The sequence below is a fragment of the Pyxidicoccus sp. M6 genome (assembly GCF_055568925.1).
The window spans coordinates 72,645-98,297 of the sequence record NZ_CM145714.1 but is presented as its reverse complement, the minus strand read 5'-3'; the positions used below and the strand labels follow the sequence as shown (position 1 = coordinate 98,297).

Below are 25,653 nucleotides of genomic sequence, written 5' to 3'. Positions count from 1 at the left end.
CGTGCGTCTCCTTTCAGGCGCCCTGCGCCGCCGGCTGCGCGTGGAGCACCTTGGACACCGCCTCCGTCAGCCGCTCCCAGGCGGAGAACTCCTCCTTGAGCTGCCGCCGTCCCTCCGCCGTCAGCGTGTAGAACTTCGCGCGGCGGTTGTTCTCCGAGACGCCCCACTCCGACTTCACCCAACCGCGCCGCGTCATGCGGTGCAGCGCCGGGTAGAGCGAGCCCTCCTCCACGCGCAGCGCGTCGTCCGTCGTGCGCTGCAGCCAGCTCGCCACCGCGTAGCCGTGCATGGGCCCCCCGGTGAGCGCCTTGAGGATGAGCATGTCCAGCGTCCCCTGAAGCAGGTCGATTTGCATCTCACGCGCCCCGTCGTCGGTGCTTCCCCTAGAAATTCTAGGGGAAAGTAGAAGCACTCCCCTAGAACGTCAAGGGGAGCACTCCGCGCAGTGACATTTCCCGTTACAGACACCGCCGGATTGTTGTGCCTGGAGTTACTTCTCTCCCGTGTCTCCGAGGCAAGCGCCGTCTGGCACGGCTTCTGCTCAGCGCGGGCGGCCGGCGCCAAGGGCCGGCTCACACCCCGATGAGTCGTTGGAAGGAGACACCATGTCGTTGGGTCTTTACCGGAAGCGCCTGCTGCAGGCGCTCGTCGTCACGGGCGCCCTCGCGGCCCCCGTCGCACTGGGGGCCGTACAAGAGCCGGATGGCACCCGCCACTTCGACGCGCGCATCACCCACAACACCGGCCTCAAGCGCGGCCTCTCCGCGCTCCAGGAGTCCAAGGCCTCCGAGCTGCGCAAGAGCGTCCCCGAGCTGCGCGTGGAGCAGGACCCCTCGCTCGGCATCGTCCGCTCGCTGACCAACCCCGTGGGCGCGCTCTCCGCGCCGCGCAGCGGTGACGCGCTCGCCATCGGCCTCAACTTCGTCCAGTCCCAGCGCGAGCTGCTCGGCCTGGAGCTGGAGGACATCGCCAACCTCGAGGTCGTGGACCGCGTCTACTCGCGCATCAGCGGCGTCACCAACCTCTACCTGCGCCAGACGTACCAGGGCGTGCCCGTCTACAACGGGCAATTGCAAATCAACGTGGACGCGGACGGGCGCGTGCTCAGCGTGCACAGCGACTTCCTGCCGTCGCTCTCCCGCGCCATCGCCAGCGCGCAGCCGCGCCTGGGCGCCGGTGAGGCCGTGGCCGGTGCCGCGCGCCACCTGGGCCTGAAGCTGGCCGCCACGCCCCGCGAGCTGCGCACCGAGCTGGGACCGCGCCAGCGCACGGAGGTGGACAACGCCGGTGTCTCCACCGAGAAGATTGAGGCCCAGCTCGCGGTGCTGCCGGTGCGCTCCGGCGAGGCCCGCCTCGTGTGGAACTTCCAGGTCCACACCCCGGACCAGCAGCACGTCTTCGACATGACGGTGGACGCGAGCACCGGCGAGGTCTGGACGCGCGTGGACTGGGTGGCCGCGGACACGTACCGCGTCTATCCGCGCCCGGTGGAGAGCCCCAACCACACCTCTCCACTTCCGCCCTCGGACGCCCGGTTGAACGTGCTCAACCCCGCCAACGCCATCGCCTCGCCCTTCGGCTGGCATGACACCAACGGCCTCATCGGAGCCGAGTTCACCATCATGCGTGGCAACAACGTCCACGCGTACGAGGACGCCAACGCCGACAACCTGCCTCCCGCCGTGCAGCCCGACTGCGGCGTGACGCTCAACTGCAACTTCGTCATCAGCCTGGGCTCCTCGCCGGCCGCGTACACCTCGGCGGCGGTGGCCAACCTGTTCTACTGGAACAACATCATCCACGACATCCAGTACCAGTACGGGTTCGACGAGCTGTCCGGCAACTTCCAGGTCAACAACTACGGCAACGGCGGCCTGGGCAACGACGACGTGCGCGCGGAGGCCCAGGACGGCGGCGGCATGAACAACGCCAACTTCTTCACGCCCGTCGACGGCCAGCGCCCGCGCATGCAGATGTACCTGTGGAACACCGTCACGCCGAACCGCGACGGTGACCTCGACAGCGGCGTCATCGTCCACGAGTACGGCCACGGCATCTCCAACCGCCTCGTCGGCGGTCCGAGCAACGTGTCCTGCCTCGGCAACGTGCAGCAGCCGGGCGAGGGCATCAGCGACTTCCTCGCGCTCATGTACACGGCGAAGGCCTCGGACACGGGCCCGCAGGGCCGCGGCATCGGCACGTACGTGCTGAACCAGCCCATCACCGGCGTGGGCATCCGCGCCCAGCGCTACAGCACCAACCCCGCCGTCAACACGTGGACGTACCAGAGCCTCACGTCCATGTCCGGCCCGCACGCGGTGGGCCAGGTCTTCGCGCAGGGCATGTGGGAGGCCTACTGGGCGCTGGTGGACCGCTGGGGCTTCAACAGCAACCTGTACAACGCCACGGGCAGCGCCGGTAACCAGCGCATGATGCTGTACTTCACGCAGGGCCTGAAGAACACGCCCTGCAGCCCGACCTTCACGCAGGTGCGTGACGGCATCATCCAGGCGGCCACCACCCTGCACAGCGGCGAGGACGTCTGCCGCCTGTGGACGGCCTTCGCCAACTTCGGCCTCGGCGTGGACGCGGTGGCCGGCGGCCCCAACACCACCGCCGTCACCAACGGCTTCAACGTGCCCGCCGCCTGCAAGTCGGACGTGTGGGGCAAGGACAAGCCGTGGGACACCGGCGGCCAGCCTGACGCGGCCACCGCGGCCAACGTCATGTGGGAGAGCGAGGACATCTGGGTCCGCAACACCGCCACCAGCGGCCCGCACCAGAATCCGGAGTACGGCCAGACGAACTATGTGTACGTGAAGGTCCGCAACCGCAGCACCACGGTGGCGGCGCACAACGTCGTCGTGAAGGCGTACGGCACCAACGCGGCCACCAGCACGTCGTGGCAGGCCGGGTGGACGGAAATCGGCCAGGCCACGGCGGTGTACATCCCGCCGGGCGGCTCCGTCGACGTGGTCATCCCCTGGAGCCCGCCCGCCGTCGGCCACTACTGCCTGCTGGCGCGCATGCTCACCCCGCAGGACCCCATCGCTTTCGTGGAGACGGTGGACCCGAACTTCAACACGCGCCTGAGCAACAACATCATCTGGCGCAACACCAACGTGGTGAACCTGCTGCCCTTCGGCTTCGTGGACGTGCGCTTCATCCTCCGCAACGTGCTGCGCGAGCCGCGCCTGTACAACTTCCGCTTCACCGAGCTGAACGCGACGGGTGCGGAGCCCTTCCTCGCCCGCGGCACCGTGACGCTGGACCTCGGCCCCGAGCTGACGCAGGTGTGGAAGGCGTCCGGTGGCCGCGCCGAGGGCATCAAGCAGGTGGGTGAGACGCAGTTCCAGGTGGTGGACCCGACGAAGGCCTACTTCGCCATCCAGCTCGACGCGGAGAAGGAGTTCGACGTGGGCATGACGTTCACCGACCTCAAGCCCGCCAAGGACCCCCAGGGCGCCTACGTCGAGTACCAGTTCGGCGTCGTCCAGGAGGACCCGCAGGCCAAGGAAGGCAACCCGCAGGTCGGCGGCGTGACGTACTACCTGCAGGCCGGCCCGCTGCAGTGATGCGCGGCCTCAGCGCCTGAGTGGGTGACACCGGGCCGGGTGGTGCCTTGTCGAGGCCACCCGGCCCGTCGTGTCTTCAGCCCCCGCGCGGCGGCGTGGTGGACTCGTGCAGGTGCTCGAGGAACTCGGGCAGCAGGCTCGCGGAGATGACCCACAGCTTGCCCTCGCCGAGGTCCGCCAGCGAGGCGCGCTCGACGTACTCCACGCACGCCGACTCCACGTAGTGCACGAACACCTTGCGGCCCCGCGCGCGGTACCAGTCCGCGGCGCGCGCCAGCAGGGCCACGAACGCGTCCTGCACCTCGGGCAGCGAGTCATCCGCGAGCGGCACCAGCCGCACGCCGTCCAGCACGTTGAAGAGGTTGAGGCCCGGCTCGGCGGACTCCACCACCGCCAGCGCGACAGGCTGGCCACCGTGCCGCGCGACGAACAGCTCGCGCTCGCGGCGCAGGCCCGCCTGGCCCCACCTCTCGCGCGGGCCCGCGAGGTCGAAGCGCTCGGGCACGAGGTCCAGCGCCTCTCGGTACGCCACCGGGCGAGTGAGGGACACATGCTCGAAGAAGCGCGCGAGCTCCTTCTCGTCGGGCGTGGCCACGTCGATGCCCATGGGCACCTCCCAGGCACGCTCCACCTCGGCCTCCATGAGGCGGAAGGGCACGAGGCACGTCTGGCCGGTGTGCGCGTACCAGGTGGCGAAGTCGAACTTCGTGAAGCGCACCCAGCGCACGTTCGCCTCGCAGAAGGCGAAGAACCACTTCACGTCCGGGTCCACCTGCGTGGGCTCGTAGCCGCGCAGGTAGATGTCGCGCAGCGCCTCGCGCGCGGAGGAGCGCGTGCCCGGCACCTGCTGCCGCGCGAGCTGGTGCGCCATCCAGCTCCCCTCGTACGGCCGGGCCACCGACACCGAAGCCTCCAGCACCTCGCCGGCCGGGCGCACCACGCGGTAGCCCAGGTGCGTGCGGCTCTCCAGCCGGGCCTGCGTCGCGTCGTACGTGGAGCGCAGGTCGTCGAAGTCCTCGGGCGACTTGCCCGGCAGCCGGAAGTAGCCGGAGCGCTCGAAGAGGTCCCACGTGGCGTCGCTCCAGTCGCCCTCCACCTTCGTGGTGGGGTGCATCTGCGCCTCCACCAGCGCGCGCCACGCGCGGGAGCCGGCCACGTCCAGCGGGCGCACGGACATGCCGCAGCGGCGGCCCGTGGACATGCTGGCGATGTTGCGCACCTCCGCGCGCAGCCGCACCGGCGGCAGGCCCTCCATGGAGACCTCGAGCACCGGCTGACGCATGCCCGGGTACATCAGGTCCTCGCCCGGCTCCGTCATGAAGGCGAGGCCCTCATACGAGAGGTCCAGCACCGGGCGGCGCACGTGCACCTGCGGCCACAGCGCGTGGTTGAAGGACACGGTGCACGGGCTGCTCGGCGTGGCGCGACGCAGCCAGCGGTGGCGGTAGCGCACCAGCTCCTTCGGCGCGGCAATCACCACCAGGCCCGCGGCCTCGCGCACCTCGCTCACCTCGATGTGCACCACGCTGCTGTAGCCGAAGGCCTCCAGCACGAAGGGCGCGTCGGGCACCGGGCCGTCGAAGCGCCAGCCCATGAGGCCCTCGTGCATTTCGAAGAAGGCCGCGGACACCTCCACCTTGTGCCCGCCCGGAAGCCGCGCCACACCGCGCGCCTGCCGCGCCGCCAGCGCGTCGCAGATGCGCGCCACGCGGTCCGGATGGTCGATGCGCTCGCGCCACACCGGCCGCGTCTCCGGCGGCAGCAGCAGGCCGTTGTCACGCAGCGCCTCCAGCACGGAGACGATGCGGCGGCCCGCGTCCAGCGGCGGAGCGACGAAGCGCAGGCTCACCTCGGGCGCGCCGCGCACGTCCATCACCTCCGCGTCCAGCGCCGTCGCCCAGCGCTCGCCATGGCCCAGCACCACCGACGCGGGCTGCCCCGGCTCCACCAGTGCCTGCGAAGCGAGCTGCAGTGTCAGGTGCTCCAGCGAGAGCTGCACCAGCCGGCCCGGTGCGTGGCGGTTGCCGAACGACGCCAGCGCCGTCAGCTCCGTCCCCACCCGGTAGCCCAGCAACGACTCCCGGCCGCTCATTTCATCCAGCGTGTCCGCCAGCATGACAACTCCCGTTGTTGAATGGCTGTAACGATACAGGCTCACGCAAAAAGAGTCAGTCCCACTGAAAGTACGAGCCCTGGAGTACGAGTGCGTGGGGCGTGTTTGTGGGCAGCCTGCACACGGATGAACCGCGAAGAACTCGTTCTCTGGGACAGTCGTCTTCGGGTGACGTTGGGAGTGTCGGGGAGGCGCCGCTCGCAACCCGGCGGATTGCTTCATGGACATCGCACCTGCACTTCGAGCGGCGTGTCGGACAATCCCCCATCGGGTCCGGTGTCACCCATGATGAACACGCGCGCGCCGGTGTCTTCCCGCCAACGTGTGTTCCACACGCGGCGTCGGGGCGGACATGGCGGATGTGAAGCGCTCGGCGGCGGAGTCGAACCTCGCGGGCGGGTTGTTGGGAGAGCATCCACATCGAGGCAGTTGTTTCCCGCCTGCACCGCGCGAGGTAAAGCACGAGGTTCACCGGGTTGTGTCCAGCGGTGTCTACCTGTGACGTCAGACGCCCCGTCTATCGTCCGTCGCGTGAACCACTTCACGAATCAGACGGGTTTCAACGCGATTCGCAGTCAGAAGCACTGGCTCTTCAAGGCGGCTCAGCCTCCCGCGACGCACAATCCCAAGGGCGCGTACTTCACCACCTACGGTCCGGACGAGCCCAGGCTGGCGGACAGGCTGCGCATCCCTCGCGAGAAGCTTCAGTACCTGTTCTCCTTCGTGGACCGGGGAGACCTGTTGCCCCTGCCTGGAGGGCGTGGGCGGCTCAGGACCATCTTCTACTCGCCGGATGACTACTCTGTAGAGCGGGAGCGGCAGGAGTTTCATGGCGGGAGCGGGCTCGAATGATTGGTGGGGACGACCTCGTGCTGGAAGGCATCCCTCGCGGTAGCGAGCTCGACTTCGCCGTGCGTTGGCTTCGCCGGGAATGGCGGCAGGCCGTCGTGGATGTTCCAGGACGTGGAGTGTTGCCCATCACCAGCGATGCACTCTTCCCCCTCACGGATGCAGCGGAAGCGTTCATCTACCGTGACCGCGACAGCTTCGAGTCCTGGCGCAGGGAAGGGCTCACCGAGCAGAACTCGGATGCATTGATATGGATTGCCGTGAACGATGACTGCCTGGTGTTCGTCATCGACGACCGGAACTCGCCGTTGGGGCGCATGGTGCGCGAGCTCATCGAGAGCCTCGAACAGAACCGCTGGCAGATACGAGAGGCGGCAGCATGACCCGGGAAGAAATGAATCGCGTGGTGCTCACCTTCGAGGCCGCGGGCGTCGGGCAGCTCTTCCGTGAGGAACGTGAGGCACGTGTTGCCCAGGTCCTCGAGGACGTCCGAGCCGTCCAGGCCCACTATGAGCGGAAGCTGTCGAGACGCATGCAGCCGTCCCTGCTGGAGCAGCTCGAAGCCGACCCCTCGGCCTTCAAGCCCCTCATCCAGGCGTTCGCCTCTCCGATGACCCTGGAGATGCGGACGATGATCTACTGCGTGTTGAAGGGCGCGGCCGTGGAGCACGTCTCGTACGACTACGCAGCCCAGAGCCGTTCGCTCCTGCGCATCGAGCTGGAGCTTCCATCCTCTGGCGAGCGGGTGTCATTCCAGTCGGACGAGGTCTGGGACTACGAAGTCCTGCGCCACTTCGGCACGGCGAAGAAGGGGGGGCGTCCCCTCATCGACGGTTACTGGGCGTTCCGCTGAGAGGCCCGCCCGGGCAGGCAGGCCCCTCCACGGCGGGCCGGATTGATGGAGCGCCCTCGCGAGAGCGTTGGTAGAGAGTCCCTCCTCCACCGAGTCCCCGCTTGCCCCTCTCCACCCTCTGCCTGCGCTGTGGCATGTGCTGTGACGGCACGCTCTTCACGCACGTCTCACTCCAGCCGGGGGAAGTCTCCGCGTTGCAGCAGCGCGGACTCCCGCTGACGCAGCGAGCGGACGGGTCCCCGGCGCTCGCGCAGCACTGCGCGGCGTTGGATGGGCGCACCTGCACCGTCTACGCGGACCGCCCTGCGAGCTGCCGCCGCTACCATTGCCAGCTCTACGCGGCGCTCGCGGAGAAGGAGGTCTCCCTCGATGAGGCCCTCTCCGTGGTGGACGAAGCGCGAGCACTGGTGGACGCCGTGGGACAGGAGCTGCCGCCCGCTTCCAGCGATGAGCCCCGCTCCGTGATGCAGCGGGCCCGCCGCGCGGAGAAGCCGGAGCACGGAGGCCCATTGCCACCACAGGCCCATGCCGCTCGTGAGCGCGCGGAGGCGTTCCTCGACAAGCACTTCCGTGGACGCTTCGGCCGGCGGGACTGAGCCGCCCCGACTACGATGCGCCGCCACCGTGCGCCACACCCCGAGGTCCGCCATGAAGACGAAGTCCCCTGCCCTGGCCGTGATGACCTTCACCCTGCTCACCGCGCCGCTCGCGCACGCACAGGGCGAGCCCACGAAGTCCGCCTCGGTGGACCTGAATGGTGACGGCAAGCCGGAGGCCATCTCCCTGACGTGGGACGAGCCCAAGGACGAGTTCGTCCTCAAGGCGGGCAACTCCACCATCCGCGGTGGCACGGACGGCAACTCGCCCGAGGGCTTCGTCGTGGTGGACATCGACAGCGGCGACAAGCGCAAGGAGCTCGTCGTCTCCACGGGCAACACGGACTACGACAAACAGCAGCACCTCTACGCCTTCGACGGAAAGACGCTGAAGTCCATCGGCAACGTCCCCGCGCTCACCGAGGCCAAGGGCAACGGCATCATCCTGTCCGACTCGTGGCAGGGCTTCTGGAACCGGCGTGACAAGTACGTGCTCGACAAGAAGGGCATGGTCGCCGAGGTGCCCCAGGAGCTGTACGCCGTCGGCGTCGAGGCCACCGTGAAGCAGTCCTTCCCGCTCCAGCGCAGCCGCACCGACAAGAGTGCCGTGGCCACGCTGGCGCAGGGCTCGAAGATTCAGGTGCTGGCCGCCGCGCCCCTGGGCCCTCCGGGCGAGTACCTCTACCTCGTGAAGTCCGCCACCGGGCTGCTCGGCTGGGCCACCGGGAAGGACCTCTCGGGGAAGACCTCCGACCTGCCGCTCGCGGGCTGAGGCCGCCATGGACGCTCCGACGACTCCCAACGTCTTCAATGAGAAGTGCGTCTCGCGGCTGCTGCTGGAGCGCGTCGCGAACAAGTGGACGCTGCTCGTCATCTACGCGCTGCGGGAACAGACGGTGCGCTACGCGGACCTGCAGCGCCGCATCGGCGGCATCTCCGAGAAGATGCTCAGCCAGACGCTGCGTGCCCTGGAGCGGGACGGGCTGATTCACCGCACCGTGTACCCGTCCGTGCCTCCGAAGGTGGAGTACCGCCTCACGCCGCTCGGTGAGTCGCTGAAGGAGCCGCTCGACGCCATCTGCCGCTGGTCCGAGGCACATGCGCTGGAGCTGCTGCGCACCGAAGCGCCGCCCGCTTCGGAAGGGTGAGGCCCGCACCGGAAGGTGCGCTCCGCTCCTTCCGGTACGCTCTTGAAGCGATACAGCCCCGCCTTTATCAGTGGGCCGCTTCAATTCCTTTCAAGCGGAGCTCCCCACATGAAGACCCCGGTCCTCACACTCGCCCTCGCGGCGGGTGTGCTCGTTGGCGCCTGCGCGCACGCGCCTGAAGGTGCCTCGGCGTCCCCCACCATCCACCGGGTGCAGGCCAGCCCCGGCGGCATCCTGGTCAATTCCTATCTCGTCGAGGGCGCCACGGGCGTCGTCGCCATCGACAGCGCGCTCACGGTGAGCGACGCGAAGGCGCTGCGGCAGCGGCTGGATGCGCTGGGCAAGCCGCTGCGCGCGGTGCTGCTCACGCACGGGCACCCGGACCACTACAACGGCGTGGGCATCCTCACGGCGGGCCTGGACGCAGTGCCCGTCATCGCCACCACCGACGTGGCGCACGTGATTGAGGAGAGCGACGCCGCGAAGGAGAAGCAGTGGAAGCCGATGTTCGGCCCGGAGTGGCCGGAGCACCGGACGTTCCCCAACCGCACCGCGCGAGCTGGGGAGAGCGTCACGTTCGACGGCCTGCGCTTCACCGTCCATGCCCTGGGCCAGGGTGAGTCGCACGCGGACTCGTACTGGGTGCTCGACGCGGGGGGAGGGCACGCGTTCATCGGCGACGCCGTGCTCGCGGGCGTGCATGCGTATGTCACGGATGGACACACGACGCGGTGGCTGGAGAACCTGGCGCGGCTCGACCGGGAGCTGGCGGGTGTGGCGAAGCTCTACCCGGGACACGGAGCACCGGGAGGCCGCGAGCTGCTCGCCTGGCAGCGCGAGTACCTGAAGACGTACCGCGCGCAGGTGGAGGCACTGCGCGCGGGCCGCGACACGCTCACGGAGGAGGGCAAGAAGGCCCTCACCGAAGAGATGAAGCGGCGTTACCCAGGCGCGGGGCTCGAGTTCCTCATCGGCCTGGGCGCGGACTCCGTGGCCGCGGAGCTCTCCGCGGCCCGGTAACGGGCTACTGCACCAGCGCCAGCTCCACGCGGCCGAGCTGCTCGTCCGTGGACGACACCTTCACCGTCACCGGCATGCCGACGGTGAAGGTCCGCTCCTTGCCCACCAGGGACAGCTCGCGAGCGTCGGGGCGGAACGGGCCTCCAGGCAGGCCGTCCGCGGGCACCACGCCCTCCACCAGCATGCCGTCGAGCTGCGCCACCAGGCCGAAGGGCTTCACCCGAGTCACACGCGCGGGGAACTGCTGGCCCACGCGCGCCGCCATCCACCGTGCCTCCAGCTCGCGATGCCGGTCCGTCTCCGCGCGGGCGGAGGCCCGGGCCTTCGCGTTGATGTGTACCGCGAGCCCCTCCATCGCAGGGTCCATGTCCACGAAGTCACGCCGGCCGCGCAGGTACGCCTTCAGCGTCCGGTGCACCGCGAGGTCCGCGTAGCGTCGAATCGGCGACGTGAAGTGCAGGTACAGCGGCGCCGCGAGCCCGAAGTGCGGCAGCGGCTTCACCGTGTAGCGCGACGGGCCCAGCGAGCGACGCAGCACCGAGCGCAGCGCCGCCTCCGCCGCGGCACCGGCAATCTGCCGGTCGAACGCTGCCAGCGCGAGCGGCGTCAGCTCGCGCCCGAAGCCCGCCGCGAAGCCCGAGGTCTCCGCGAAGGCATTCAGGTCCGCCACCCGCACCGGGTCCGGCTGCTCGTGCACGCGGAACACGCCCGGCACGCCGCGCGCCAGCAGCCACGTGGCGATGGCCTCGTTCGCCGCCACCATGAAGCGCTCAATCATCCCGTGCGCGGAGGTGAGCTGCTCACTCACGAGGCCGGAGAGCTCGCCGCGCTCGTCGAAGGTGAAACGCGCTTCCTCGCGCGCGAACTCCATGCCGCCGCGAGCCGCGCGTGCCACCGCGAGCCGCGCCGCCGCGAGGCGGAACCACGGCATCACGTCCTTCACCGGCTCCATGGCCGGGGACACCTCGCCCTTGTCGAGGAAGGCGGCCGTCTCGTCGTAGTTCAGCCGCGCCCACGAGCGGATGATGCTCTCGTACACGTCCGCCGCCGTCACCCTCCCCTGCGGGTCGATGCGCAGCTCCACCGTGAGGCACAGCCGCTCCTCGCCGGGCACCAGGCTGAGCCAGTGCGAGGACAATTCCTCCGGCAGCATCGGCAGCACGCGTCCGGCGAGGTACACGCTGGTGGCCCGCTCGCGCGCCTCCACGTCCAGCGCCGAGCCCTCCGTCACGTACTCGCCCACGTCCGCGATGGAGACGAGCAACCGCAGCGCGCCGTCCGGCCCCGCGGGCAGCACGGAGATGGCATCGTCGATGTCTCGCGTGGACGGCGCATCCACCGTCACCGTGGGAATGGAGCGCAAGTCCCTCCGGGCCCCGAGCGCATGCGGCACCGCGCGGGCGCGGCGGGCCTCCTCGAGGACCTCGGGCGGGAAGGACTTGCGCAGGCCGTGCCGGGCGATGACGCGCTCCAACGAGCGGTCCTCCCCGGGCTCCACGCGGTAGAGGAGGACAAGCTTGCCCTCGGCGATGCGCGCCACCACCGCGTCGCCGAACGCCACCTGCACGCCGGCGGTGTCGAGCGCCCAGTCCGCGTTGGCCACCTCGCGGTCCACGCGAAGGAAGGGCGTGCCCTTGCGCAGGACGACTTCACCGTAGACCTGGGTACGCGGGCGCTCCACGAGCGCAAGGTTGCTCGCCGTCCAGCGTCCGTCCGCCGCGGCCGTCACGGTGGCGGTGACGACGTCACCGGCGAAGAACGGGTTGAGGTCGGGAGGAGGAATGAAGGCGGAGAGCACCTCGTGCGAGTCGGGAGACTGCACGGTGAGGAAGCCGAAGCCGCGAGGGTGGACGTCGATGCGACCGGTGACGGTGCGCGAGGAAGAAGAGGTATCCATGTGAGTGAGCCTTGGGGCGCGTCTTAGCCCACTTCGTGCCCGGTGGAGCGTGTCCACGGGAGGACGGAGTGTGGGAGCGCGCGGAAAGTGACGTCCCCCGGGGCCTGCTACGTTCGAGCGGCCTGCTTTTCGCCGGGGGGACCGCGAATGCGTTGGCGAACCGTGTGCGTAGACGTGTTGCTGCTGGGGGTCCTGACGGGCTGTCCGGGTACGTACGGCCGTGGCGGTGCCGTGGACCAGGCGTCCCGGGAGGACATGGAGGAGCGCATCGAAGACAAGAAATGCTCACAGGATGAGCACCGCGAGTTCTGCGAGGGCAAGGAACACAGCAAGGAGTGTCTCGAGCAGTGCGGCTGACAAAACGGCATGTCATCCTCGGGCTGGTCATCGGCTGGTTCCTGCCGGTGCCATTCATGCTGCTGGGCCTCAGCTTGAATCCTCCTGCGCGTTCGCGCGCCTCCGAGGATCCACGCGTCAGCCCCATGCTCTCCTTCGAGGAGCGCAGACAGCGCATGACGTACCGCCGTCGCTGCCAGCAGCGCTCCGACTGTGAGGCCCCCTTGGGCTGCCTCAGGGATGGACGGGTGTTCAAGCATTACTGCACCGACAGCCAATGCATGACGGATGCGCAGTGCCCGGAGGGCTCCATCTGCCGAAGCTTGAATACCGTCGGTGGAGGCCCGCTGGTGCGGTTCTGCATCCCGCTGGGAGTCCGGAAGGAGGGCGAGGGATGCATCGAGCTCGCGCCTGACCCGGAATACGCCTGTGAGCCAGGTTTGCTTTGTGGCGGAAACCGCCAGGAGTGGTGCGGGCGTCCCTGCGATTGGGATGGAACCGCGAGCTGTCCGGAAGGCTTCTACTGCGCGGGACTGACGCCAGAGCCCCTCTGCCTGCCGACGTGCGAGACCCGCGGGTGCCCCGAAGGACAGTACTGCATCCGCCACGACAACGGCGCCTCACGGTGCGCGGTGGTCTACGGGCCCGACTGCCAGCAGACGCCGTGTCCTGAGGACCGGGAGTGCCAGGTGATTACCTCGACTCCCCACCCCGGCAAGGCCTGGACCGAGTGCGTACGACGCTGCGGCCCCGACCAGCCTCCCTGCCCCGAAGGCTTCACCTGTGACCGCTGGCACTGCCTCCCGAGCTGTGACCCCAACGGCCCCAACACCTGTGCCGAGGGCTACCGCTGTGAGCAGGGAAAGAAGCCCGACCGTCCCTGGGTCTGCCAGCCGGACAGATAGCCCTCGCATGACCTGCACACGCCGGACCTGGACACGCGGTACACCGCCCTCTTCACCCCTCCATCGCCAGCACGGGCCTGAGCGCCGAGTACTTCGATACCCAGGACTTCTCAGCCGCCAAGGTGGAGCGCGTGGACGGCACACTTGGACGCGCCACTCCCCGGGTCCAGCGCCCACCGCTCCAGGCAGGTCATCCCCGCTGACCGGCTGAAGCCTTCCCTCCCCGCCACCTCTCCCTGAAGCCGCCCGGCCAACCCACCCGCCTGGCCGGGTCCGCACACGATTCCCTACCTGAATTGGGGTTCAAATCCAGCCCATCCCAGGAAGTCGGGGAGTCTGGTAACAGACCGACGGGGCCCGGGCTTTCGCGTCCGTCCGGCTGGGAGTGTAGATTCGGGTTCCTTCCAATGAGTGGGAACACGCTGCCGCTCGCGCCGGATGCGCGCTCGCTGGGCAAGTACGAGGTGCTCTGCCGCCTGTCGACAGGCGGGATGGCGGAGATTTTCCTCGCATCCCAGCGTGGGCTCGCGGGTTTCCGCAAGTTGGTGGTGTTGAAGCAGATTCTGCCGGACATCCGAGGCGAAGAGGAATTCGTCCGGATGTTCCTGGACGAGGCCAAGGTGACGGCCGCGTTCAACCACCCGCACATCGCCCAGGTGTACGACCTGGACATCGCCGACGGCGAGCTGTTCCTGTCCATGGAGTTCGTGCCCGGCGCCACGTTGGTGGAGGTGGCGCGCGCGTGCCGTCAGGCCAACCACCCCATCCCCATGGGCTTCAGCCTGATGTCGGTGCGCGACACGGCCGTGGCGCTCCACTACGCGCACACCTTCACGGACCCGCTGGGTCGCCCCTCCCCCGTCATCCACCGCGACGTGGCGGAGAAGAACATCATGGTGACGTACGAGGGCGTCACCAAGCTGCTCGACTTCGGCATCGCCAAGAGCCTGGCCCGCGCGAGCCGCACCGCCGTGGGCATGGTGAAGGGCACCAGCGGCTACATGTCCCCGGAGCAGATCATGGGCGAGCCGCTGGATGCTCGCAGTGACTTGTTCAGCCTGGGCGTGGTGCTGCACGAGTGCCTCACCGGCATGCGGTTGTTCTACGCGAAGCAGGCCGAGGCGATGATGAACGCGGTGCTGAAGTGCGAGGTGACGCCGCCTTCACGCACCAACAAGCAGGTGCCTCCGGAGCTGGACGCCATCGTCATGAAGGCGCTGGCGAGGAAGCGCGAGGACCGCTACGCCTCCACGCTGGAGTTCGCCCGCGCCCTGGAGCGCGCGGTGGGCCCGCTCATCTGGCACCCGGAGCAGAGCAGCGAGCTCATGCGCCGCCTCTTCGCGGACCGGCGCGAGCAGACGCGGCAGTTGCTCATGAGCGGGCAGTCCATCGCCGCGGACTCGACGGGGGAGCTGAACCTCGCGAAGGTGCTGGCCATGGGCTCGGAGGCCGCGGAGACGCCTCCGATGACGCCGGCTCCCGCGCCGCAGCGCCCCTCGGTGGCGGCGCCCCCGGTGAAGGGTAGTGCGCAGGCGCGCGCCGTCACTCCGGCGCAGGGGACTCCCGCGGTGAAGCGGCCCACGGCGTCCACGCCCACGCTGCCTCCGCCTCCCGCCGAGGTGGGCACGGTGCGGAAGGCGTCATCCCCGGCGGCGCAGAAGCGCGGGGCCGCGCGCACCATGTCCGGCGAGGTGTCGCGACCGCCGCCTCCGCCCGAGTCGATGTCGCAGGCCGCGCAGGAGCACTCGACGGCGCGGACACAGCCGGGGCGGCCCGCGCTGTCTCCGGAGCACACGTTGCGCGCGCAGCAGGCGCCCACTCCGGAGCCCGCGACGCTCCAGGAGGAGGCGCCCCGTGTCGAGCCCCGGCCCCGGGGTCCTCGCACGATGGATGGGCTCCGCGCGGTGGCGCCAACGGAGGAACCACGCGCGGACGCACGGCCTCGTGCCGGGCGTGCCACGATGGACAACCTGCGCATCACTCCGGCGCTGACACCTCCCACCCCCGAGCGCGATGCGCAGACGGCGATGGTGCGGACCGCTGGCGGAGGCATGCCCGAGCGCGACCTCCAAACGGCGATGGTGCGGACCGCCGGCGGGGCCATGCCCGAGCGCGACCTCCAGACGACGATGATGCGGCCTCCCGCGCCGCCCGTGGAGCGCGACCTCCAGACGGCGATGGTGCGTCCGCCCTCGCCACCCGTGGAGCGTGACCTCCAGACGGCGATGGTGCGTCCGCCCGCGCCGCCCGTGGAGCGCGACCTGCAGACGGCGATGATGCGTCCGCCTCCGCCGCCTCCGTCGGAGCGTGAGGTGCAGACGAATTCCCGTCCGCCCCCGCCTCCGTCCGAGCGGGAGGTGCAGAGCGCGGGAGCACGGTCCAACGCACAGGCAGACCGTGAGGTGCAGACGAATTCCCGTCCGCCTCCGCCTCCGTCCGAGCGCGAAGCCCAGGCGCCGTCTCGTTCGATGTACGCCGAGCGCGAGCCGACGAATTCCCGTTCACCCTCGCAGCACGCGGACCGCGAGGCCCCGTCTTCCCGTTCGTCCTCGCAGCACACGGACCGCGAGGCACAGCCCTCCCGCACGGCCACACCCTCCGCGGACCGGGAAGCACAGTCCCCGCGCTCTCCCCCGCCTCCTCCACCGGAGCGAGAGACGCAGCCCATGCTGGCGTCGCGTCCCAGCCACGAGATACCAAGCGCGATGGCCCGTCCCGCTCCCCCCGCGGAGCGCGAGGTGAAGTCGTCGGGCCGTGGCCACGTGCTGCCGGCGGAGCGCCCGGAAGAAACCGTCTCCATCACGCCCACGCACACACCGCGCCGCCTCAAGTCGAGCCGGCGCCGGCAGCCACCCCCGCCTCCCGTCTTCCCCGAGCCGGAGGTCCGCACGGAGTCCGTCCGCGCGCTCGCCCTCGGCAAGGACGTCTTCCCCGGGGACCTCGAGGGCGCGGCGGTCGATGACGACGACGCGCGAGTGAACACCCAGGCCGGGCTCAACGCCCCTCTCCGCGAGCGGCGCGGCGGCGTCTGGGTTGCCCTTGCCGTGGTGCTGGTACTCCTCGGCGGTGGCGCGGTGGCCGTCATCCTGGGACTGGACGGAGGACGCGTCTCCAATTGGGTGAAGCCCATGCTCGGCATGGCGCCGAAGAACACGCCGCCTCCGGCCACGGCCCAGGGCAACACTCCCTCGGAGGGCGCCGCTCCCGTCGCGAAGCCGGCCACGGCCGGCGCCACCGGCACGGAGACGCCCTCCCCCGGTCCGACGCCGACGGTGGACCCCATGACGGTGGTGGACACCGCCGCCACCCAGCCCGGCACCGAAGCCAGGCCCGTGGATCCGCAGGCAGCCCCCGCGAATCCGCACGCAGCCCCCACGGAAGCCCAGCCCATGGAGGCGCAGGCCGAGGTCCCCTCGTCCGAGGAGTCTCCCGCTCAGACGAAGAAGGCCGGCAAGCCCGCCAGGCGCACCCGCGACACCACGGCGCGCAAGCCCGAGGCCCGGGACGCGGCGGCGAACACCGATGCCGCTGCCGACTCCGCCGCCTCGGAGAGCGCCCAGGCCGCCGAGCCCGGCTTCCTCACCCTGGTCACCGAGCCCTACGCCAAGGTCTCTCTCGGCGGCCGTGTGCTGGGTGACACCCCGCTCTTCAAGGTGTCACTGCCCTCCGGCAAGCAGGTCCTCAGGCTGGTGGGCGGCGACGGCAAGGCGATGAAGCTCCCCGTGGACATCAAGCCCGGGGAGACCACCACCCTGCGCGTCCCGCTGGAGATGCTGTCCGGGCATTAGCCGTACGCAATCGGCTTCACGGGTCATGCGTACCCTGGGCGTGACGGGCCTGCACGGGCCCCCGCTGCCTTTGGAGCGTCCCCCATGAAGACCACCCGCGTTTCGTTCCTCGTCTCCTTCCTCGCGCTCTCCGCCTGTGCCCATGCCGAGGCCCAGGAGCCGCAGAAGAGCGACACCTCCGCCCAGAAGGGCGAGCCCCGCGACGTACCCGACTTCGACAAGGTGGCCGTCACCAACGGCATCCAGGCCGAGGTGAAGGTCGGCCCCAAGTCCGTCCGCCTCGAGGGCCCGTCGGACCTGCTCTCCCGCGTGAAGCTGAAGGTGGAGCACGGGACGCTCGTCACGGAGGTGGAGCGCAAGGGCCTCTTCGGAGGCCTCAGCGGCGGCAAGGTCCACCTCTACGTCACCAACCCCCGCATCGAGGGTGTGAGCGCCAGCGGCGGTGCCCATGTCGACGCCGAGGCCACCGACACCGACGAGTTCTCCGCCGAGGCCAGCGGCGGCGCCGTCCTCTCCGTGCGCGGCGTGGACGCGCGCAAGGTGGAGGCCGAGGCCAGCGGCGGCTCGCGCGTGAAGCTCTCCGGCCGCGCGCGGGAGATGGACGCCGAGGCCAGCGGCGGCGCCGAGGTGCTCGCCCTCGACGTGAAGGGCATGAAGACGCTGGAGGCCGAGGCCAGCGGCGGCTCGCGCGTGGAGGCGGACGTCTCCCAGCGCGTCAGCGGTGACGCCTCGGGCGGCAGCACCATCCGCCTCATGTCCCGCCCCGAGCAGAGCGACGTGGACACCAGCGGCGGCTCGCGCGTCACCTACAAGGACTGACGCTCACGCATCCAGCCGCAGCTCCGCGTCGTGGAGGCGCGCGCCCTTCCGCTCGAATATCTCCACGCGCAGCACCGGCTCCCGCCAGGTGAGCCGAGTGAAGTTGCTGAGCTGCACGTAGCCGCCGTGCCGCGTGATGACGTAGTCCGACTGTCCGTCGAGGATGCCGGCCTGCTCGTACATGAACTCCGGCGGCACGAAGGCCGGCGCGGCGAAGGCCGAGGAGATGACGGAGTAGAGGCGGAAGTCCGGCCGCGAGGAGCAGCGCAGCTCGCTCCACATCGACGCGTGGATGTCTCCGGAGAGGAACACCACGCGCCGCACATCGTTATCGCGGATGAAGTCCAGCAGGTGCTGGCGCTGGAGCAGGAAGCCCGCCCACTTGTCCTCGCGCTCCGCCTCCATCAGGCCCGCCAGCCTCACGTCCGGGAAGAGCGGCACCGAGGACACCACGAACTTCAGCCCACCCGGGTCCTTCGTCAGCCAGAGCTTCAGCGCCTCCATCTGCGGTGGGCCGATGATTTGCGGCGGCCTCGCGTGGTGGTAGCGCTCCGTGCGCGTGTCGAGCACGAAGAAGCGCGCGGGCCCCACCTGGAAGTCGTACCAGTAGCGCGTCAGCGCGTTGGTGAGCCCCGGCTCATTGCGCCGCTCCAGCACCGGCCCGTGCACCACCTGATAGGCGCGGTACGCCTCCATCGCCGCGAGGAAGCGCTTCCGGTTCTCCCAGCGCGCCTCGTTGCTCAGCTTCGGGTCCACCAGCTTGTCCATGGACCAGTTGTCGGCGATTTCGTGGTCGTCCAGCGTCATGTACGTGGGCACCCGCGCCATGAGCTTTCTCAGGTTCGGCTGCGTGAAGGCCTCGCGGTACGTGGCGCAGTACTCCGCGAAGGTGCGCGCGTCGTGCCGGACGTCGGAGTAGATCTGGTCCCCCACCATGAGCAGCAGGTCCGTGGGCGTGCGCTCCACCTGGTCGTAGACGGTGCCGAAGACGACGTCCCCCCGGTTGCCCACGCCTTCTTCCCCGGGCGGGCCCGGGTGACGGCACGAGCCGAAGACGAAAGACAGCTCCGTGCTGCCCGGCGGACGGGCGGTGCGGAAGGCTCCGCCCGACGCCCCCTGCAGGTCCAACCCCACCGCGGGCGCGAGCAGGTGCGGCTCCACGTCGGAGAAGAAATAGCCCATGCGGTAGGCATGCATGTGCCCGGGCTCGAGGCCGGTGAAGTCGACGCTGCCGGTGAAGTCGTCCTCGGCGCGCAATTGGACATAGGCCCCCTGCACGGGCTGGGTGGAGCCCGCCATGAGGACCTGGGCGACGAGGTAGCAGTAGCGGCCACCCGGCGGGCGTGAGGGCTCGCCCCGCCCCCACAGGCGCACCGACGTGTCCGTGGTGGCTCCGACGATGGGACCCACCGTTACCGGGTGGACGGGAAACGCGAGCGCCATGGGAAGGCCTCCTGTGCCTCGTCTGCCTGGGGCGATTCCGAAGCAGCCCGCACCCTTCGTCAATCGCTCGCCAAGGAGGGGTGCGACCGACAGCCCCCGCGACGCGACCCGGCTTGCCCTGAATCCCCCGGAACGCTGGAATGCGCCTCCCCCACCCTCTGGAGACGAACCCCCGATGACGGACCCGACGCCTGCTCCGCCCTCTTCCCCCTCCGGCCCGCCCCGGCGCCGTGGAGGCCTGCGCTGGGCCATCGGCGGCCTCGTGGTGGCGCTCGCTGGAGCGGCCTTCGTGCTGACGCAGGGCCGTCCCGGCACGAGCTCGAAGCCGGAGGACGGACACGGCCATGGGCACGAGCACGAGGCGAAGGCCCCGAAGCCGGCGAAGCCCCGGGCCCCCATGCCCGTCCTGCTCGCAACGGACCGCGCCGCGCGAGCCGTCGCCACGGGAGAGTTGGAGAAGGCGCGCACGGCGCTGGCCGAGGCGCTGAACCAGGCGCCGGACCACGCGCCCGCGCTGCTCGTCCAGGCGTGCCTCGCGCTGGAGACGGGGAACGACGCGGAGGCCGACACCGCGCTCCAGAAGATGGAGGACGCCGCGCCGGGCAGCCAGGAAGCGCAGCTCCTGCATCGGCTGCGCGAGCTGCGGCGCGCACCGGGCACCTCGTGGCAGCAGGCCTTCCGCGAGGCCTGGGTGTCCCTGGGCCGGCCCGACTTCGAGAAGAGCACCCTGCTGCCGGGCGCCACGCCCCTGCCGCCGGACCCGACCATCGCGGAGGCGGAGAAGGCCACGTGGGCGCGCGCCACCTCGGACGAGGTGAAGCTGCTGCTCGCGCTGGGCGCGCGGAGGCTGGACACCGAGCAGGCCCTCTTCCTGCTGGCCCAGGTGCCGAAGCTGGAGGACCCCGCCCTCTACCACGCGGTGATGGACGCGCTGCGCGGCAACGTGCTGCCCGAGTCCTCCTTCGACGAGGCCCGCAAGGTGTTCCGCCAGCAGTTGGAGAAGCTGGCGAAGGCGCACCCGCGCGCCATGCAGCTCCAGTTGCTGTTGCTGTTGGGTGACACGGAGCAGGGCTCGGCAATGAGCGCCGCGGAGGTGGACGCGCTGGAGAAGGTGGCCGCGCTACCGGTGTGGCGGGAGAACTCGTACGCGGAGCTGTACCAGCGCGCGCACAAGCTGCTGAAGGACGCGGGAGTACCGGACGCCGGCGCCACGGCCATGGCCGCGGTGTCGCGCAGCGTGGTGGACCGGGGCTCGTGGATTCTGCGCACGCGCAACGTGGGCACGCGCGGCGAGCTGCCTCCCGAGGGAGTGAAGCGGCTGGGGCGCATCAACCGGGACATCGGCGCGCGCATGGTGGAGCAGCCGACGCTGATGGAGCGCATGGCGGGCCTGCAGCTCGTCCGCGCCGGCACGCAGGACATGGGCGACGAGATGGGCCGGAAGCTGGCGCTGTCGCAAATCGAGGCGCTGGAGAGCTCCGTCTCGGCGTTCCGCAAGACGCAGCTGTCGCGCTGGCCGCTGCACTCGCTCACGGAGGAGCTGCTGGAGCTGAACACGAAGGACGAGCCCGCCTACCTGATGTCCTTCGTCGCGGGAGCACCGGCGGCGCAGGCGTCGGGCAAGCAGCCGTAGCGTCAGAGGGAAACGAGGACTCTCGGGCCCCGGGATACTTCATGCCCCCGGGGCCCGAGCAGGCCCCCCACGATGCAACGGAGCCGCCGCACGCCGGACCTCCAAGGTCGTCCGGGCAACCGCACTCCTTCCACGCGAGCGCCGGAACCAATGGGGGTGCATCCCGGGCGGCCTCTGCGTGGGCACCGTGGAATACCACCACAGTGTCCAACACCTGCGCGGGCCGAAGCATATCGGCTGCGCGGTGGCTGTCCACCCGCAGGGTCGGTTCTCCGGGGAGTGTCGTGACAGGCTGGATGCCTGGACGAACCCGCAGCCGATGCGGGTTCACCCCTGGTACGGGCAGGCACTTTGCGTGTAGCGTCCGTGCCCCTTGGGGTGCCCGTCGTCAGGCCGGCGGGTTGACGCGTCGCATGGGGTGGCCCGCACCCGGCGGCGCGCCTCGCGAGCAGGGCATCCAATAGAGCTGGACGTAGCCCCTGAGGGATGGGCCACGGATGCCATCGAGTTGCTTTTCCACATCCGGAGATGAAGCAACTTTGAAGTGGGTATCCTGACCGGCATGTCGCCTCAGGAGCCCTCGGAAGCAGCCGTCGCCGTGTACGAGGACGTGACGAGCTGGCCACTGCTCATGCTGTTCGCTTTCGTGGCCGCCGTGTATCTGGCTGTCTCACGCGGTCTCGGCATCGGCATCGAATTGCTCGACGTGATGGCGGTCAGCCTCCTCGGTTGCACACTGCTCATCGCCCTCGTTGGTGCTCGGCGCATCGAGGTGGGCCTCGAGAACATCCGCTTCTTCCGCCGTGGACGGCTGCGCTGGAGCCGCCCGCTGTCGGACTTCGCTCGCCTCGAGCTGTGGCCCATCGGTATGCAGCGCATCATCTTCCGTGACGGCGCGTGGTTCCTGCTCCCCGCGGTGGGACCGGAAGCGACGAGCATCACCGACTTCCTCGCCTCGCTCCCCACGAGCCCGTCACATCCGCGACGCGGGAGCTCACGAGCGGACGTGCTCGACCTGCCCCTCATGAGCCTCCGCTTTCCAGAGGGGCAGTGCATCGGCTGCCAGCGTCCGTCAGACACGGTCATCGAGCTCGAGGCGCGCCGGGGCTTCACGCTCCTGCTGATTGGCTTCTTCCTCGTCCGGGACTTCGAGGCGCCCGTGTGCCGCGCGTGCAAGTCGCGTCGCACGATGCTCGGCCTCGCCGCCTGGGCGGTTCCCATCCTGGCCTTCCTCTATTTCCTCTTCGGGCCATGGCTCCTCCTCCTGGGGGAACATGACAAGGCCTTCCGGCTGGTGTGTATCGGGGTCGCCGTGGCGGGCGCGCTGTTCCTCTCGAACTGGGGCCCACGGCTCCTCGACCGGGCGGCCTTTGGAGTATCCGCCCTGGGACTCACGGAGGGTGGCGCCCACGTGCGGCTTCGGGTGCGTGACGAGGCGCTCCGGCAGGCGCTGGAAGAGGGCACGCGCGGGGCACCGCGCGCCACCGAGGGCGCCCGCTTCGAGGTCGGCTGATGGCGGACTCCTTCACGAGCGAGGAAGAGCTGCTGCGGGTGCGCGAGCGACTGGGGGCGACTTCATGGCGCCACGTCGTGGTCCTCACCGGCGCGGGCATCTCCGTTGCCTCCGGGCTGCCCACCTACCGCGGCCCCGGTGGGCTGTGGACCCGGCCGGAGCTGGAAGAGGTTCCAGACGCGGCCATGATGGCCAGGGACCCGTCTCGCGTCTGGAGCCTGTTCGGTCCGCTGCGAAAGCCCCTCCAGGCCGCAGCTCCCAATGCCGCCCACCTGGCGCTGGCGCGGTGGCAGTCCCGGATGCCTCCGGGACACTCCTTCACGCTGGTGACCCAGAACGTGGACGGGCTGCACACCCGCGCGGGCAGCCGCGACGTCGTCGAGCTGCACGGCTCGCTGCTCCACACCCGCTGCGGCAATCCGGAGTGTGCATTGCCCCCGTTCGAAGACTCCGCGGAGCACGTGCGGGCACCGCCGTGCGAGCGATGCGGACAGCCCCTGCGGCCGGACATCACCCTGTTCGATGAGCCGCTTCCCGTGGACGCGGAGTGGGCCGCCAAGAAGGCCCTGCGCGAGTGCGACCTCTTCCTCGCGGTGGGCACGTCCGGCACCGTCGCCCCCGCCTCGAACTTCGTCCGCGGAGCGAAGTACGCGGGAGCCTGGACGCTGCTGCTCAACCTCACGCCCATGCAGCCCCGCCACCCGGACTTCGACCTGGAAGTGCTCGGACGCGCAGAGGAAATGCTGCCGTTCCTCCTCGGCGAAGGCTCCTGAGGGCGCGCTCGCGCCCACCCGTTCGCCGCCGGACAGCCCCCCTCCACGAAGCAGCATTGACGCGACGCGTATTGTGGCCACACGCCGCGTGCGCCTACGTATTGCGTTATTGGCACTGTGCCAATAACCGATTGAGGGCTGCGCGCATGAGACTGAGATGGACTTGGAAATGGGCTGCTTCGAGCTCCCTGGCTCTCGCCATGGGCGCATCGCAGGCGGCCGCGGACCCGTTGCCGTTGCTGGACACGACGGCCATCCGCGCGCCGTTCTCGGCGGCGTGTCAGGGGAAGCCGGACTCGACTCCATTGCCGGTGGACCCGCGCACGCTCGTCGTGCCCGGCGTCAACAAGCCGGGGGCGGCGGTGCAGTTCAACGCGTACTGGGTGGACCTGCACACTCCGCCGGCACCGTTCGTCTCGACGCTGGCGCCCAACCCGACGACGTGTGGCGAGTTCCGCGCGAGCGTGGCCCGGGGCCGCTCGAACATCGAGACGCGCGCCTACTTCCAACCCTTCATCGACTCGACCTCCTACTACAACCTCTACCTGCTCTGGGGCTTCCTCATCCGCCCCTCCGACTTCGACGAGCAGGTCATCAAGCGCTACGGGCTCTCGAAGGCGCCCTTCCGCAATCCCTATCCGCTGCCCTGGGAGAACCCCAACCTCACCAACGGCGGCAGCGGCCAGCTCCCGCTGGGCATGATGCAGGAGAAGGACGACAACGGGCGCTGGACGGGCAAGATTTCCTCGGGCTGCTCGGGCTGCCACGACTCGCGGCTGGGGACGGAGTCGGAGGCGTACTTCGCGTGGGGCCGCAGCAACGACGCGATTGACGCCGGCCTCATCCAGTCCGACTTCTTCCGCGCCACCGTCTGGGAGACACCGCTGCTCCTCGCGCCCATTCCCTGGAGCGTGGGCCGCGGCACGAGCGACGCCATCGGCATCGTCGACCTGCTGCCCGCCATCTTCGACATGGACTCGCTCGCCTTCGTGCCGAGCCTGCTCGAGTACTTCCCCACCCACGCGGGCGGCATGTCCCGCGCGCCCAACTGGTGGTACCGCGCGTTCAAGACGCGCCAGTTCTGGGACGGCGCGCTCACCTCGGACAACGTCCGCTCGGAGATGGCCTTCGGAATCGCCAACCTGGGCCGCTCGGCGGCGAAGCGCCGCGCCTTGACGGCCGAGTTCGACGACAACGACAACTTCTTCCTCTCGCTCTCGCCCCCCACCTTCCCCAAGACCGTCAACACCGCGCTCGCCGAGCAGGGCGCCATCCTCTTCCACGAGAGGGACCTCTGGGCGAACGGCGCCAACGCCAACATCCCGAAGACGCCGGGCAATGGCTCCTGCGCGAGCTGCCATGGCGTCTACTCGCCGCGCCACGCGGCGGACCCGGCGTACCTGCCCGACCCGCGGCTCAAGGGCATCGCCGGTGTCATCACCCCCATTGAAACCATCCGCACGGACCCGGCGCGCGTGGGGTTGATGGAGGACGAGCGCAAGCGCAGGGCCTGGAACACGTCCTTCCTCGGCTACAACGACGAGGCCCCGGACCACGGCCCCTTCTACGACGACCCCATCACCAGCGCCCTGCGCCGCGTGCCGCGCGCCGCGTATGACAATGGCATGGGCCCCGTCTTCTCACCCGTGGGACCCAACGAGTGGATCAACCCGTTCGGCTACGTCGCGCCGCCGCTCTATGGCGCGTGGGCGTCCGCGCCCTTCTTCCACAACGGCAGCGTGCCCACCCTCTGGGAGGTGCTGAAGCCGTCGGACCGCCGCAAGGTGTGGAAGCGCCAGCAGACCTCCACCAACGTGCTGGGGACCAATGCTGGCTACGACCCGAGCTTCGCGTCGTATGACTTCGCGAAGCTCGGCTGGAAGGTGACGGCCCTGACCTGCGGCGACGCGCCGGCGAATGACCCGTTCATCCCGTGCAGCCAGGAGATGGCGACGCCCGACATCATCTTCGCGAACATCGCCAACCTCGCCGCCAACTACAACTCGCTCGCCTACCAGTCGCCCCCGCCCATCACCCAGAAGCAGATTCGCTCGCGAATGATTTTCAATTCGCACCTGTACGGGCTCGGCAACGAAGGCCATGACTTCACCCAGTCGCTCACCGACACCGAGCGCTGGGCCCTCATCGAGTACCTGAAGACGCTGTGAGGCAGGACGCCAGGTGATGGCGTCCGGATGACGCCCAGGGCACGGGAACCTGGGCGTCATCCTCTTCCGCAGTGGGCAGCCGCGGGAGCGCGACGTGGCGCTCCGTACGGCGGGCACCGTTCCTGGATGCGCTCTGAGCTGACCTTGGCCCCTGTCACCTCCGCGAAATGTCATGCGCCTGGCTCCCCGTCCTCTGTGAGCAGGTCCAGGTGCTCCAAACTCCC

General features: G+C 69.7%; 19 protein-coding genes. 15 read left to right on the top strand and 4 right to left on the bottom strand.

The features are described from left to right. Nucleotides 1–13 precede the first annotated feature (13 nt). Complete coding sequence (locus ACVTJA_RS00385; protein ID WP_465832779.1) at nt 14–355, bottom strand: PadR family transcriptional regulator; 342 nt, start codon at nt 353–355, stop codon at nt 14–16. Nucleotides 356–605: 250 nt separating this feature from the next. Between ACVTJA_RS00385 and ACVTJA_RS00380 the strand changes: the two genes are divergently transcribed. Next, on the top strand, nt 606–3,575 hold the full coding sequence (locus ACVTJA_RS00380; RefSeq protein ID WP_465832778.1) for a M36 family metallopeptidase: 2,970 nt from the start codon (nt 606–608) through the stop codon (nt 3,573–3,575). Between the two features lie 76 nt (nt 3,576–3,651). On the opposite strand, the gene ACVTJA_RS00375 is transcribed toward ACVTJA_RS00380, so the two are convergent. After that, nucleotides 3,652–5,691 (bottom strand): PilZ domain-containing protein, encoded by a 2,040-nt coding sequence (locus tag ACVTJA_RS00375; protein ID WP_465832776.1) that lies wholly within the window; start codon nt 5,689–5,691, stop codon nt 3,652–3,654. A gap of 528 nt (nt 5,692–6,219) precedes the next feature. On the opposite strand from ACVTJA_RS00375, the gene ACVTJA_RS00370 reads away from it, so the two are divergent. From ACVTJA_RS00370 to ACVTJA_RS00340, 7 genes are all read left to right on the top strand, one after another. Further along, entirely contained in the window at nt 6,220–6,540 is a 321-nt protein-coding gene (locus tag ACVTJA_RS00370; protein ID WP_465832774.1) for a hypothetical protein, read from the top strand. Then, nucleotides 6,537–6,920 carry a hypothetical protein gene (locus ACVTJA_RS00365; RefSeq protein ID WP_465832772.1) on the top strand — a complete coding sequence of 128 codons (384 nt, stop codon included), beginning with the start codon at nt 6,537–6,539 and terminating at the stop codon, nt 6,918–6,920. Before ACVTJA_RS00370 ends, ACVTJA_RS00365 begins: the two co-directional genes overlap by 4 nt. Beyond that, nucleotides 6,917–7,390 carry a hypothetical protein gene (locus ACVTJA_RS00360; protein WP_465832770.1) on the top strand — a complete coding sequence of 158 codons (474 nt, stop codon included), beginning with the start codon at nt 6,917–6,919 and terminating at the stop codon, nt 7,388–7,390. The genes ACVTJA_RS00365 and ACVTJA_RS00360 overlap by 4 nt, the downstream gene beginning before the upstream one ends. Nucleotides 7,391–7,491: 101 nt before the next feature. Next, complete coding sequence (locus ACVTJA_RS00355; protein ID WP_465832768.1) at nt 7,492–7,986, top strand: YkgJ family cysteine cluster protein; 495 nt, start codon at nt 7,492–7,494, stop codon at nt 7,984–7,986. A gap of 52 nt (nt 7,987–8,038) precedes the next feature. After that, entirely contained in the window at nt 8,039–8,758 is a 720-nt protein-coding gene (locus ACVTJA_RS00350; RefSeq protein ID WP_465832767.1) for an FG-GAP repeat domain-containing protein, read from the top strand. Between the two features lie 7 nt (nt 8,759–8,765). Next, on the top strand, nt 8,766–9,134 hold the full coding sequence (locus ACVTJA_RS00345; protein WP_465832765.1) for a winged helix-turn-helix transcriptional regulator: 369 nt from the start codon (nt 8,766–8,768) through the stop codon (nt 9,132–9,134). Between the two features lie 108 nt (nt 9,135–9,242). Next, nucleotides 9,243–10,154, top strand: a complete 912-nt coding sequence (locus ACVTJA_RS00340; RefSeq protein WP_465832764.1) for an MBL fold metallo-hydrolase — start codon at nt 9,243–9,245, stop codon at nt 10,152–10,154. A gap of 4 nt (nt 10,155–10,158) precedes the next feature. Here ACVTJA_RS00340 and ACVTJA_RS00335 read toward each other — a convergent pair whose 3' ends face one another. Further along, a complete protein-coding gene (locus ACVTJA_RS00335; protein WP_465832763.1) occupies nt 10,159–12,051 on the bottom strand; it encodes a ribonuclease R family protein in 1,893 nt (630 codons plus the stop codon). Nucleotides 12,052–12,198: 147 nt separating this feature from the next. Here ACVTJA_RS00335 and ACVTJA_RS00330 point away from each other — a divergent pair, with 147 nt between their 5' ends. The 3 genes from ACVTJA_RS00330 (at nt 12,199) to ACVTJA_RS00320 (ending at nt 17,899) form a co-directional block, all read left to right on the top strand. Then, the gene (locus tag ACVTJA_RS00330) at nt 12,199–12,408 is read left to right on the top strand and encodes a hypothetical protein (RefSeq protein WP_465832761.1); all 210 of its coding nucleotides are present in this window, start codon (nt 12,199–12,201) and stop codon (nt 12,406–12,408) included. A 1,291-nt stretch (nt 12,409–13,699) separates the two neighbouring features. Beyond that, nucleotides 13,700–17,080, top strand: coding sequence for a protein kinase domain-containing protein (locus ACVTJA_RS00325; RefSeq protein ID WP_465832759.1), 3,381 nt, complete (start codon nt 13,700–13,702; stop codon nt 17,078–17,080). Between the two features lie 84 nt (nt 17,081–17,164). Then, nucleotides 17,165–17,899 carry a head GIN domain-containing protein gene (locus ACVTJA_RS00320; protein WP_465832757.1) on the top strand — a complete coding sequence of 245 codons (735 nt, stop codon included), beginning with the start codon at nt 17,165–17,167 and terminating at the stop codon, nt 17,897–17,899. 3 nt (nt 17,900–17,902) lie between these two features. Here the strand turns inward: ACVTJA_RS00320 and ACVTJA_RS00315 are convergent, their stop codons facing one another. Next, nucleotides 17,903–19,342 (bottom strand): alkaline phosphatase D family protein, encoded by a 1,440-nt coding sequence (locus tag ACVTJA_RS00315; RefSeq protein WP_465832755.1) that lies wholly within the window; start codon nt 19,340–19,342, stop codon nt 17,903–17,905. Between the two features lie 175 nt (nt 19,343–19,517). Here ACVTJA_RS00315 and ACVTJA_RS00310 point away from each other — a divergent pair, with 175 nt between their 5' ends. From ACVTJA_RS00310 to roxA, 4 genes are all read left to right on the top strand, one after another. Continuing rightward, nucleotides 19,518–20,975, top strand: a complete 1,458-nt coding sequence (locus ACVTJA_RS00310) for a tetratricopeptide repeat protein (RefSeq protein ID WP_465832754.1) — start codon at nt 19,518–19,520, stop codon at nt 20,973–20,975. Between the two features lie 562 nt (nt 20,976–21,537). After that, complete coding sequence (locus tag ACVTJA_RS00305) at nt 21,538–22,488, top strand: hypothetical protein (protein WP_465832752.1); 951 nt, start codon at nt 21,538–21,540, stop codon at nt 22,486–22,488. Next, nucleotides 22,488–23,261 carry an SIR2 family NAD-dependent protein deacylase gene (locus ACVTJA_RS00300; protein WP_465832750.1) on the top strand — a complete coding sequence of 258 codons (774 nt, stop codon included), beginning with the start codon at nt 22,488–22,490 and terminating at the stop codon, nt 23,259–23,261. Before ACVTJA_RS00305 ends, ACVTJA_RS00300 begins: the two co-directional genes overlap by 1 nt. A gap of 200 nt (nt 23,262–23,461) precedes the next feature. Beyond that, nucleotides 23,462–25,429, top strand: coding sequence for a rubber dioxygenase RoxA (gene roxA / locus ACVTJA_RS00295; RefSeq protein WP_465832748.1), 1,968 nt, complete (start codon nt 23,462–23,464; stop codon nt 25,427–25,429). Nucleotides 25,430–25,653: the final 224 nt, after the last annotated feature.